The sequence below is a fragment of the Piscirickettsia salmonis LF-89 = ATCC VR-1361 genome (genome assembly GCF_000297215.2).
Lineage (GTDB): Bacteria > Pseudomonadota > Gammaproteobacteria > Piscirickettsiales > Piscirickettsiaceae > Piscirickettsia > Piscirickettsia salmonis.
The window spans coordinates 18,977-30,718 of record NZ_AMFF02000021.1; the positions used below are offsets into that span (position 1 = coordinate 18,977).

10 protein-coding genes are annotated in these 11,742 nt (G+C 39.5%); 8 read left to right on the forward strand and 2 right to left on the reverse strand.

The genetic code is table 11. The annotated features are described in order from the left end of the window. The first annotated feature begins 10 nt into the window (after positions 1 to 10). From mrdA to lipA, 8 genes are all read left to right on the forward strand, one after another. On the forward strand, positions 11 to 1,846 hold the full coding sequence (gene mrdA, locus C200_RS03045) for a penicillin-binding protein 2 (protein ID WP_016210378.1): 1,836 nt from the start codon (positions 11 to 13) through the stop codon (positions 1,844 to 1,846). Beyond that, positions 1,843 to 2,979 carry a rod shape-determining protein RodA gene (gene rodA / locus C200_RS03050; protein ID WP_016210377.1) on the forward strand — a complete coding sequence of 379 codons (1,137 nt, stop codon included), beginning with the start codon at positions 1,843 to 1,845 and terminating at the stop codon, positions 2,977 to 2,979. The genes mrdA and rodA overlap by 4 nt, the downstream gene beginning before the upstream one ends. 21 nt (positions 2,980 to 3,000) lie before the next feature. After that, positions 3,001 to 4,062, forward strand: a complete 1,062-nt coding sequence (gene mltB, locus C200_RS03055) for a lytic murein transglycosylase B (RefSeq protein ID WP_016210372.1) — start codon at positions 3,001 to 3,003, stop codon at positions 4,060 to 4,062. A gap of 78 nt (positions 4,063 to 4,140) precedes the next feature. Then, complete coding sequence (locus tag C200_RS03060; RefSeq protein ID WP_016210373.1) at positions 4,141 to 4,656, forward strand: SPOR domain-containing protein; 516 nt, start codon at positions 4,141 to 4,143, stop codon at positions 4,654 to 4,656. 40 nt (positions 4,657 to 4,696) lie between these two features. Beyond that, positions 4,697 to 5,974 carry a D-alanyl-D-alanine carboxypeptidase family protein gene (locus tag C200_RS03065; RefSeq protein ID WP_016210380.1) on the forward strand — a complete coding sequence of 426 codons (1,278 nt, stop codon included), beginning with the start codon at positions 4,697 to 4,699 and terminating at the stop codon, positions 5,972 to 5,974. 14 nt (positions 5,975 to 5,988) lie between these two features. Next, on the forward strand, positions 5,989 to 6,840 hold the full coding sequence (locus C200_RS03070; RefSeq protein ID WP_016210370.1) for a D-amino acid aminotransferase: 852 nt from the start codon (positions 5,989 to 5,991) through the stop codon (positions 6,838 to 6,840). 28 nt (positions 6,841 to 6,868) lie between these two features. Continuing rightward, the gene (lipB, locus tag C200_RS03075; RefSeq protein WP_032126283.1) at positions 6,869 to 7,516 is read left to right on the forward strand and encodes a lipoyl(octanoyl) transferase LipB; all 648 of its coding nucleotides are present in this window, start codon (positions 6,869 to 6,871) and stop codon (positions 7,514 to 7,516) included. Beyond that, on the forward strand, positions 7,513 to 8,472 hold the full coding sequence (lipA, locus tag C200_RS03080) for a lipoyl synthase (RefSeq protein WP_016210379.1): 960 nt from the start codon (positions 7,513 to 7,515) through the stop codon (positions 8,470 to 8,472). Before lipB ends, lipA begins: the two co-directional genes overlap by 4 nt. Before the next feature lie 990 nt (positions 8,473 to 9,462). On the opposite strand, the gene C200_RS03090 is transcribed toward lipA, so the two are convergent. Then, the gene (locus C200_RS03090) at positions 9,463 to 10,311 is read right to left on the reverse strand and encodes a GNAT family N-acetyltransferase (protein WP_016212036.1); all 849 of its coding nucleotides are present in this window, start codon (positions 10,309 to 10,311) and stop codon (positions 9,463 to 9,465) included. 51 nt (positions 10,312 to 10,362) lie between these two features. Then, the gene (locus C200_RS03095; RefSeq protein ID WP_016212038.1) at positions 10,363 to 11,274 is read right to left on the reverse strand and encodes a polysaccharide deacetylase family protein; all 912 of its coding nucleotides are present in this window, start codon (positions 11,272 to 11,274) and stop codon (positions 10,363 to 10,365) included. Positions 11,275 to 11,742: the final 468 nt, after the last annotated feature.

Consider the following 11,742-nt stretch of genomic DNA (forward strand, 5'->3'; position numbering starts at 1 on the left):
GGGAGTGCGCATGGGGGGGCAATGGCTAGAGGACAGCCATCAAGCTGAAAGTTATTTTAAACAGCGTATTATTCAAGCGCTGTTGATTGTCTGCAGTTTATTATTACTGCTTGCAGGCCGCCTTGCCTATCTGCAATTGGTCGATCATTCTCGTTATTCTACATTGTCGCGTAATAACTATATTCGTGTGGTACCGTTGGTGCCTAAACGCGGTTTAATATATGATCGAGAAGGTGTTTTACTTGCTGAAAATATTCCAGTTTACAGTTTGGATATTATTCCAGAACGTACAAGAAATATTAAACAAACGATTACGCAGCTGAGCGAAATTTTGCCGATTACAAATGAGGACATTAAGCGTTTTACTCGCCAGCGGCGACTGCGTCATGCTTTTGATAGTATTCCATTATTGGATGATTTAACACATGAACAAGTCGCTAAATTTTCTGTTAGTCAGCACCGTTTTCCAGGTGTACAGGTTACCGCTCGATTAAAGCGCCATTATACCTTAGGACCAGAGTTTGTCTCAATTTTAGGTTATGTAAGTCGTATTAGTGAGCAAGATTTAAAAAAAGTTGATGCGGCAAACTATCGTGGGACCTATACCATGGGTAAGATGGGTGTTGAGGGCCAATATGAAAAATTGTTGCACGGCAAGGTAGGTTATGAAGAAGTTGAAGTCAATGTCTATGGCCGCCAAGTTCGTATTGTTAAACAGGTTGAATCAATTCCTGGGAAAAATCTGTATTTAACGATTGATGCGAAGCTACAAAAAGCAGCATATCAAGCATTGGAAGGTAAAAAAGGTGCTATGGTGGCACTGGATCCGAAAACTGGGGGGGTGATTGCAATGGTGAGTATGCCAAGTTATGACCCAAACTTGTTTGCAGATGGTATTTCGCGTAAAGATTATTATGCATTGCAGCGTTCGGTTGATCATCCACTGTTTAATCGCGCACTGCGTGGTAAATATCCACCGGCATCAACGGTAAAGCCATTTATGGCTTTACTTGGGCTGGAGAGTCAAGCGATTACTAAAAATACGGTATTTCATGATCCGGGTTATTTTCAACTGAAAGGCAGTACGCGCAAGTTTCGTGATTGGAAAAAAGAAGGGCATGGTCGGGTTAATTTAAATAAAGCGGTGGCAGAATCGGTTGATACTTATTTTTACCAATTAGCTCATCAATTAGGTATTAATACAATGCATGATTTTATGTCTCGTTTTGGCTTTGGCAAAAAAACAGGCATTGATTTACCTGGTGAGATGGCGCCCGTTTATCCAAGTGCAGCGTGGAAAGAAAAAGCGCTGGGTCAGATATGGTTCCCAGGTGAAACGGTGATTGCAGGTATTGGCCAAGGTTATGTCCAAGCGACCCCTATGCAGCTAGCAACATCGACGATGTTGCTCGCCAATCGTGGCAAATCGTATCGTCCCCACGTGCTTGGTTGGATTAAAAGTGAAAAAAGTGAGCAGCAAGCGGCGACCATATTATTGCCTGAAGTAAAATTAGATCAGCAGCGTCATTGGCGCTACATCGAACAGGCCATGGAGCGTGTTATTACCATGCCGACAGGTACTGCGCATTATTTAAGTCGAGGGCTGGAATATCGTGTGGCTGGTAAAACCGGCACTGCCCAGGTCTTTTCATTTGGTGAGGACCGTGAAGAGTCACAAAAACTTATGGATAAGAAAAAAAATCTTCGTCACCATACTTGGTTTATGGCTTATGCACCGATTAAAGAGCCAGAAATTGTTGTGGTGGTTTTATTAGAGCATGCCAATGGCGCTGCAAAAATTGCTAGAGAAGTGATGGATTATTATTTACTTGAGGAGAAAGCATGATTGCAATAATTCGTCGCTTATTGTTTGGCTCAGCCGAAGGTCAAATGCAGTCTAAGCCTTTGATGCAACGGGTTCATCTTGATAGTACGTTGGTTATTTTATTGTTATTACTTGCCGCTTGTGGCTGTGCATTATTGTATAGCGCGAGTGGGCAAAGTGTAGTGCTGTTAAAGCATCAAGGAGTACGCTTAACAGCAGCATTTGCAGCAATGATTGTTTTAGCACAGATTCCCCCGTGTTATTATCAACGGTGGGCAAGTTGGCTGTATTGCTTTGGTGTGGTTTTATTAGCTGCGGTATTGTTATTTGGTCATATTAGTAATGGTGCGCAGCGCTGGCTTGATTTAGGTTTTTTTCAATTTCAGCCAGCTGAACTGATGAAAATAGCCTTACCGATTGCCTTAGCGGCCTTTCTAAGTGAACGTGAGCCGCCATTGCCTTTGGGCTTTATTTTAATTGCGTTAACAATTTTGCTGATTCCTTTCTCATTAATTATTAAGCAACCGGATTTAGGAACTGCCTTATTGATTGGGGCCAGTGGATTTTTTGTTATTTTTTTAGCGGGAATCAGTTGGCGTTGGTTATTACTCATATTAGGTGGAATTGGCATTTGTGCGCCGGTGATTTGGCAATTTCTGCATGCTTATCAGAAAAAACGTATTTTGACATTATTACATCCTGAGAGTGATCCATTGGGCAGTGGTTATCATATTATTCAATCAAAAATTGCCATTGGCTCTGGTGGCTTTACTGGCAAAGGGCTTTTACAAGGGACACAGTCTAATTTAGAGTTTTTGCCTGAACGGACCACTGATTTTATTTTTTCTGTATTGGGCGAAGAGGTGGGTTTTGTGGGTGTGGCTATTTTATTAATTTTATATTTTTTAATTATTGTGCGTGGTTGTTTTATTGCTTTAAATGCAGAAGATCAATTTTCACGGCTACTTGCCGGCAGTTTAGTTCTGACATTTTTTACTTATGTATTTGTTAATATTGGCATGGTCTCTGGCTTATTGCCTGTTGTCGGAGTACCATTACCGCTAATTAGCTATGGAGGGTCATCAATGGTGACCTTGATGGCTGGGTTTGGTATTTTAATGTCTATTCAAACGCATAAGAAATCAGTGGTGTAATTATTAAGGGGAATAATTAAAATGAGACGATCTTATTGGCTAGGGTTACTTATATTTTTAAATGGTTTTTTTATTACCACTCAAGCGGTATCTAATACGCTTGCTGTTTCTGCATCTACCAACTCTAAATCTGCTGAATATATTCAGCGTGCTGATGTAAAGTCTTATATTAATGATTTAGTAAAACAATATGGTTTTAGCAAAGCACAGCTTGAGCGGTGGTTTTATCATGCTAAAGCTAATCAGCGTGCTCTAGAAATATTACAGCGTCCGGCAGAAAAAGTGTGGACATGGCAGCAGTATCGTAGTTGGCTGGTGTCGACAAAACGAGCGAAAGAAGGCGCTGAGTTTTGGCAAAGTAATCGGCAGACATTAAGGCGAGCAGAGCGTATGTATGGTGTGCCACCACAGGTTATTTTAGCCATTATTGGTGTAGAGAGCTCTTATGGAAAAAATGTCGGTGGTTTTCCAACCTTTAATGTGTTAACAACGTTAGCGTTTGATTATAAGCGGCGCAGTGAGTTTTTTAAGCGTGAATTGACTGAATTTTTGCTACTTATGCGTGATCAGAAAATGAACCCGATGCAAGTTCAAGGCTCTTATGCTGGAGCGCTAGGGTTACCGCAATTTATGCCAAGTAGCTATCGTTATTATGCGGTAGACTTTTCTGGTGATGGTCATAAAAATTTATTTAGCAACGATGCTGATGTGATCGGCAGTATTGGGAATTATTTTAAACGTCATGGTTGGCAAGGTAATCAACCAATTGCAGTGAAAGCAAAAATATCCGGTGATCAATTTAATACTATTATTAAAATGGGTATTGAACCAAAATATACAGTCACTGAGTTGGCTAAGTTTGGTATTCAGTCTCAGGAAAAAGTTGATCCTAGTTTAAAGGCAGCGCTTATTGAGTTAGATGGTAAAAATGGTCCTGAGTATTGGCTGGCTTTTCAGGATTTTTATGCTATCACACGCTATAATCACAGTCAAAAATATGCAATGGCGGTGTATGATTTGAGTCAAGACATTGCTCATTATCGTCATTTAGCACTGAAAGAAAGCCACTCAAAAGGCTCTTAAAAATAGAAAATTATTAATTTTAAGTTTTAGTGTTAATGTAGTTTCAAATTTTAAGTGTTTTATAAATTAGGGCTGCTTGTGAAAAAACTAGTCAAGTGTATTGTTCGTGTTTTTTATTTGTTCATGCTCACCTATAGTAGCCTGTGGGCACTGGCACCAGTAGAAACATTAGTACCGACTGCATTTTCACAGATCCAATCAAGTCATGCTACTGACCTTGCTGACCAAACAGCCTCAATGCCCAGGCTAAACTCTCAATCAGTATCGGTAGAAGCATCACCCTCACTAAATTTAAACTCGTTAAAGGTATCAAGTGAGCTAAAAAGCAGTGCACTATCTAGTCAAACAACTCGTCAAGTTAATCCAGGCTTTGTACGTTACCTGCAAATTGCAGCGTTTAAGCAATATGATGATGCTATGACGACAATAGCGGGCTTGCGGCCATTGATTGGTAGTTATCAAGCTTATATTAAACACAAAAATGGGTTTAATATTATAAGAGTAGGGCCATTAATGAGCTTAAAGGAAACACTCGCATTGCAGATTAAATTAAGCCGTAATGGTTATCAGGGTACAATGATTGTGATGACTTAATAGCATTTAGTAAATACGCAACAGGCTTGGAGGGATCCCAATGAGAAAAACACGCGGGTTATTGTGTGTAGCAGGAAGCTTGCTTCTAATAGTAACAGCAACAGGATTAAGTTTTACGGCATTTGCAGCGAACCAAGAGGGAAATGGGACAACAACGGCTAAGACTAAGATAATAGCAGAAAAAACATTGGCCCCAACATTAAATTATCCAAGTAAAATGTATTTGTCTTTACCAAGGAATATGGTGCCACCTATTCGTGTTCATGCTAAATCTTGGATTTTGGTTGATTATAATAGTGGTCAGGTATTAACCAGTGGTAATCCGGATGAGCGTTTATCACCTGCTAGTTTGACAAAAGTCATGTCGTATTATGTCGTCGCTGAAGCATTACGCAATGGCAAGATTAAAGAGACCGATAAGGTACGTATTAGTCGTAAGGCTTGGAAGACAGGCGGTTCACGGATGTTTGTTAAAGCCGGTGATAGCGTGAGTGTTAAAGACTTACTGCAAGGAATGGTGGTGCAATCAGGTAATGATGCAACCGTTGCGCTCGCTGAATATGTCGCAGGCAGTGAAGATGCTTTTGTTGTTTTGATGAACCGGGTGGCGCAGCGTTTGGGCATGTTACAGACAAATTTTACCAATACAACGGGGCTGCCGCATATTAAGGGCAAGACAACGGTGCGTGATCTAAGTATTTTGGTGCGTGATCTGATTAAAAATTACCCCAAAGAGTACCAATTGTATTCGCAAAAATGGTTTTCTTGGTCGGGTATTAAACAACCGAATCGTAATCGCTTGCTTTGGCATTTTGAAGGGGCAGATGGGGTAAAAACCGGTTATACCAAAGATGCGGGGTATTGCTTGATTTCTTCAGCACAGCGGGATGGTATGCGTTTAATTGCTGTGGTGATGGGTAGCAAAAGTGAGCGAGCTCGTGTCAACGAGAGCCAAAAATTATTAACCTATGGTTTTCGCTTTTTTGAAAACCGTTTGCTTTATAAAAAAGATCAGGTGATTGCAACACCGAAAGTATGGCTAAGTGTGACAGAGCAGGTTAAATTGGGTTTAAAAGAGAACCTGTATCTTGCTGTTCCTTATGGGGAAGCGAAAGACTTGGCAGCGGCTTTAACGATCACACCTTATTTAAAAGCGCCGGTGCTTCAAGGTCAAAGTTATGGTAGGTTAGTGATCAGTTTTAAAGGAAAGACAATTCTAGAAAAGCCCTTAGTGGCCCTAAATGGTGCTACAGAAGGTGGTATGTGGACCCGAGTTTCCGGGCGAGTTAGTTTGTTTTTTCATCAGTTATTTGGTTAAAGGGGAAACTATCTATGCAGGCTTATTATAATGGTCAGTTTATGCCACTTGATGAGGTGAAAGTCTCACCTTTGGACCGTGGCTTTTTATTTGGTGATGGCGTTTATGAAGTGATTCCAGTATATAATCACCGTCTTTTTAAAGGTGAGGCACACCTGTTACGCCTAGAAAATAGCTTGGATCAAATACGTATTGAAAACCCGCTTACCAGAGCAGACTGGTTAGATTTACTTAATCAGTTGATTGATAGCAATAAAGAGAGTTTAAGGGAATATCAGGCGGTTTATCTACAGGTGACTCGTGGTGATGCGCCGATACGCAGTCATGCTTTCCCTGATCAAATAGAGTCGACTGTTTTTGCTTATAGCATGCCTTTGGCTTCACTAGATTATAGTTCTGCTGATTATGCCGGTGAGAGTGTGGTGACTTGTAACGATGAACGTTGGCAGCGTTGCGACATTAAGTCTTTGAATTTATTACCCAATGCACTGGCGAATCAATATGCCTGTGATCACCATGCTACAGAAGCTTTGTTGATGCGTGGCAATACTATTGTTGAAGCGACCTCATCCAATGTCTTTATCTTTAAAAATAATACAATTTTAACGCCTCCCAAAGATAATATTCTCGCGGGCATTACCCGCCAATGTATGTTGGATTTAGCAAAGCAGCATGGTTTAAACTGCCAAGAAAGCCCAATTAGTATCGATGAACTGCTAAGCGCTGATGAAGTGTGGTTGACCAGCTCCAGTCGTGAAGTGCAGCCAGTTGTATTCGTTAATCAGCAGAGGATTGCGGATGGCAAGCCAGGTCCGGTGTGGCGCGCGATGATTGACTATTATCAGCAGGAGAAAGCTCTGGCATAATAAAGTCCTCTAAATGCGGAGGGCTATGATGAAGATGCCGTTGATTGCACGCCAACTGGGGCAGGTACCTTATCAGGAAAGTTGGCAGAAGATGAAAGAATTCACTCATAACCGTACTGAGTTGTGTGCGGATGAGCTCTGGGTGGTTGAGCATCCGCCTGTTTTTACACAAGGTCAGGCTGGTAAAAGTGAGCATATTTTAAACCCAGGTGAGATTCCTATTGTACAGACGGATCGAGGTGGGCAGATTACTTATCACGGCCCAGGCCAACTGGTGGTCTATTGCTTGTTGAATATTAATCGCTTAAAAGTGGGTGTACGTGGTTTGGTTTGCTTGATTGAGTCTTCAGTGCAAACTATTTTAAAATCATGGGGAATTGACAGTCATTTTCGTGATAAAGCACCTGGGGTGTATGTAAATGAGGCGAAGATCTCAGCGCTAGGTTTGCGGTTTCGCCGTGGTTGTTGCTATCATGGCCTCAGTTTAAACGTGAATATGGACTTAGAGCCCTTTGAACGCATTAACCCATGTGGTTATCAAGGCTTACAAGTAACACAGGTCAGCCAATTGGGTGGTCCAGATTCTATTGATATTGCTGCACATGCTTTGGTTGAACAATTGTCATCACGTTTAGGGTATACAGCGATCGAGCATACAGTTGGATGGGACAAATGAGTGAAGTAAAAGTAAAAAAAGACCCGTATCGCAAACAGCGTGGTGAGGAAAAATTAGCACGAATTCCAGTAAAAATTGAGCCGACGACTGAGCGCTTGCCAAAGCCGGATTGGATTCGGGTGAAGCTCCCGACGAATAATAAAGTGGCTGAGTTAAAGCAGCGGTTACGTGATCGTAAATTGCATAGTGTCTGTGAGGAAGCTGCTTGTCCGAATTTACCTGAATGCTTTGGTCATGGTACGGCGACCTTTATGATTATGGGTGATAAATGCACCCGTCGTTGTAGTTTTTGTGATGTTGCTCACGGCCGCCCGGATGCTTTAGATACGGCTGAGCCCAAACATTTGGCAGAGTCTGTTAAAGAAATGCAGTTAAAATATGTGGTCATTACATCAGTGGACCGTGATGATTTGCGTGATGGTGGATCAAATCACTTTGCTGAGTGTGTGCGTGAGGTGCGCGCTTTGTGCCCGGATACTCGCGTTGAAATTTTAGTGCCTGATTTTCGCGGCCGCATGGGCGTTGCTCTGGATGTGTTGACTGCTGAATCTCCGGATGTCTTTAACCATAACCTAGAAACTGCGCCACGGTTATATCGCCAAGCACGCCCAGGCTCAGATTATCAATGGTCACTGGACTTACTTAAGCAATACAAAGTGCGCAATCCACATGTTGCAACAAAATCAGGCATTATGGTGGGGCTTGGGGAAACGCGTGAGGAAGTATTTCAAGTGATTCAGGACTTACGTGATCATGATGTGGAAATGCTCACTGTCGGTCAATATTTACAGCCTTCGCGTTTTCATATACCAGTTGCCCGTTATGTTACGCCTACTGAGTTTAATGAATATAAACAATTTGCCGATAGCATTGGCTTTAGCAATGCTGCTTGCGGGCCAATGGTACGCTCTTCATATCATGCTGATTTGCAAGCGCAAGGTGGGGTGGTTGAGTAGATTTTCATAGATTGAATGAAAAAAATCCTGGTTTTTTTCATTCAGGCTTTTATCTCCTAGTAGTTGAACTATTAAAAATATATTTGTATTGCTATTTAATACTGTTAATTTTCTTGTTTTTTACTCGATGAGGAATGAAACATCTAAGGTGCTTACTAATATTTATTTGATACTTAACCCAAGGAATAGGTAAATAATATAGTAGTTCATTTGAGTGATTATTTGTGTATTTTTCGTATATATGGCAAGCTAATACAATCTCTTGTTCTGAGGCAGTTTGTAAAGTTTGATGAAACGTTTCTGAATTGTTATGGGTAATAATAGAGCGAAACATTAGCATAATTAAGAAAGAGCATGTAAAAATTACACTTAAAACAAACGTGATAGTAAATATAAAGGAAATAAGATCTGTTTCTTTATTTATTAAAAGTAAACTTCCATGAAATAAATGTGCCACCTTTGAAATTGCTATGTAAGTAATTGTTAAAATAGATATTATATATAAAGCTAGGGAAATAAATGGAATTACATTAAATATACTCCCAAAGTGGGTGAATGATATTTCGTTTGTTTTGCCGTTTATACTGCAATTATTTTTAAACTTATTAGCTAAATATAATATTTTAAATATATTTATATTTGAAGATATGGAGTTTATTTGTTCCTGATCTGTTAATTTTAGACTGATATATTTTTCTAATATTTTTCTGTTTGATAGGTCTTCATTATAAAAGATATCATCTACGTTCCGTGTTATTATAAACTTGGTTCCGAAGAGTAGTTTTATTAGAAAATCGAGCATTAATATCCTTCGCTGCGAGCCATGGATGTAGCGACGCTTACGTATCATTTATCTAAGTTAATGTGAGATTAAATCTTATTTGATTTATCAATGGTGAGTCAAGGTGTCTAGCTATATGGTTTTTTATTTTTATAGATTGAAAAAAATAATAGAGGAAATATTAGAGCCGTCGTTCATGGAGAGGGGTGTTACCCCAATTCAAACGTTGTAATGCCAAATACTTTATTTAAGTTAATATCTGGCTGGCCATTGCGGTACATGCGGTTAGTTGCAAAGACTTGTTTCATCTGGTATTTATCAACAAGCTTTTGCGCGGCTTTATTGGGTAAGGGGATATCTAAATAAATAGGGAAGCTCTTAGCTTGGGCGCAGACGGCTAGAAATAATGCTTCGGCCTGTTCAAAATCATCAGCAAATAACGGTCCTATTTTATAACCTCGATAACATGGGCGCATAACGATATAGCCTTGTAATTGGTTATTATCCATATATCCATAAGAAAATGCTCCAGACTGATTGACCCAATGTTTTAAAAATTGCTCGCGATAAGTAGGAAAGCATTCTTGATCATAGTCTAATAATTGTTGCAATGGCACTTCGGTAATATTAAAAATATTTACTTTTTCTAAAGTACTTTGGTAAACCGGTTGCAGCAGTTCAAAGCGAGCATTGCAATAGGCTTCTTTATAACCAATCTTTTCATAGGTTGCTATTTTATCGAGAACGCCATCTAAGCCAACATAGCGGTCACCAACATAGTCTAAACGGGCTTGAGTGATTGGTAAGCCATAACTTTTACCGCGAAATCCTTCTTTGACAATATATAGACCACAAAAAGCAAAACTAGAATCGTAAATAATAGCACTACCTACAGCGATAATTTCACCATTGAGTTCTCCTTTAAAAAATCCATGAGAATCCGATAGATAAAAACATTTTGCATCATTAAGTCCTGGGTTCCAGCCTTCCTTTTTTGCCCAATCGATTGCAATTTGTACTTCAGCTTCTGTCATGGTTGAGACTAGGTAATTTTCCATGTGTTGCCCCTTAATTTTTATTATTAATTAATAGTTTTATATTTAAATATTTTAAGTTATAGCATGATGAGTATACCAATGATTTGCTATTTCTTCGCGTTTGCAGAGCCAGGTATTTTTATGGGATAAAATATAATCAAGAAATTTTTTAATGACTTCACTGCGGCCAGGGCGACCAGACAGGCGAGGGTGCAAACCAATGCTCATCATTTTAGGCGCTGTTATCCCTTCTTGATATAGATGGTCAAATGTATTTTTAAGATAATTTAAAAAGTCTTCCCCTGAATTCCAGCCAGGTTGTATAGCATAGCGAGCATCATTACAATCAAGTGTATAAGGGATAATTAAATGACAGTATTGATGAGGTGAGCCTTCTTTGAGTTTGAGCCAGTGGGGTAAATCATCATTGTAACTTTCTGAGTCGTATTTAAGACCGTGTTCGATAATGAGCTCGCGAGTGAATGGACTGCGACGTCCAGTATACCATCCTGCAACATTTTTTTTAGTTTTTGTCTGGATAATATCTAAGGTTTTTTGAAAATGAATTTTTTCACCTGCTTTAGTAAAATCACGGTAGTTAAGCCAGCGATAACCATGGCCTGCAACTTCATGAGTGCTATCTTTGAGATAATCACAAAGTAAAGGGTTAAGTTCCAGGGCTAAGCCGGTGGCAAAGAGCGTCACTGGAATATTTTTGTCATCAAATAGCCTTAACAGGCGCCAGATGCCGCAACGTGAGCCATATTCAAACATGGATTCGCTGGATAAGTGACGCTGAGCTGATAAAGGAGAGATACCCGGTAAATCAGTAAGATAATGCTCTGACTGAGAGTCACCATGAAGTATATTGCTCTCAGCGCCCTCTTCATAATTGATAACGAAATTAATGGCAATGCGAGCCTGATTAGGCCATTGTGGATGAGTTGGCGTTGGGCCATAACCGATTAAGTCACGCGCTGTCATTGTTAAACACTGCCTTTATTTAAACACTTAACTGATACCCTAGCACTGTTTTAAATTACTAGGCAACTGGCTGGGGTATGGCGTGATATCATGATGTTAATAAGGCTTATCAAGTATCTAACCATTGCATATTTTTCTAATTTTGAAAAAGTGACGAATAAAATTGATTCTTAACATATAATTACCATAATTTATATTTACTCTTAAATATTGTTAAATTATTTTTAAGTTAAAATAAATCATTGAAAGTTAATGTTAAAAATAGTTTTAATTATTATTTTATTTGAGGGTTGAGCCTTGAAATTATTTTTTGAAAATGGTCTTTCTTTAGAAGTAGAAGAAATATCACGAGAAGATCACGTTGCTTACTTAACTGATTTGTCTGATGTTGATTTTTCGGTTCATTGTCTTAGTTGTAAAACTCCAGATATGATCTGACAAGCTTAAATCATCTGACAACATTTGTCT

Coding starts and splice junctions, on each gene's coding strand:
- mrdA (WP_016210378.1), top strand. CDS start 11: ATGGGGGGGCAATGGCTAGAGGACAGCCATCAAGCTGAAAGTTATTTT.
- rodA (WP_016210377.1), top strand. CDS start 1,843: ATGATTGCAATAATTCGTCGCTTATTGTTTGGCTCAGCCGAAGGTCAA.
- mltB (WP_016210372.1), top strand. CDS start 3,001: ATGAGACGATCTTATTGGCTAGGGTTACTTATATTTTTAAATGGTTTT.
- C200_RS03065 (WP_016210380.1), top strand. CDS start 4,697: ATGAGAAAAACACGCGGGTTATTGTGTGTAGCAGGAAGCTTGCTTCTA.
- C200_RS03070 (WP_016210370.1), top strand. CDS start 5,989: ATGCAGGCTTATTATAATGGTCAGTTTATGCCACTTGATGAGGTGAAA.
- lipB (WP_032126283.1), top strand. CDS start 6,869: ATGAAGATGCCGTTGATTGCACGCCAACTGGGGCAGGTACCTTATCAG.
- lipA (WP_016210379.1), top strand. CDS start 7,513: ATGAGTGAAGTAAAAGTAAAAAAAGACCCGTATCGCAAACAGCGTGGT.
- C200_RS03090 (WP_016212036.1), bottom strand. CDS start 10,311: ATGGAAAATTACCTAGTCTCAACCATGACAGAAGCTGAAGTACAAATT.
- C200_RS03095 (WP_016212038.1), bottom strand. CDS start 11,274: ATGACAGCGCGTGACTTAATCGGTTATGGCCCAACGCCAACTCATCCA.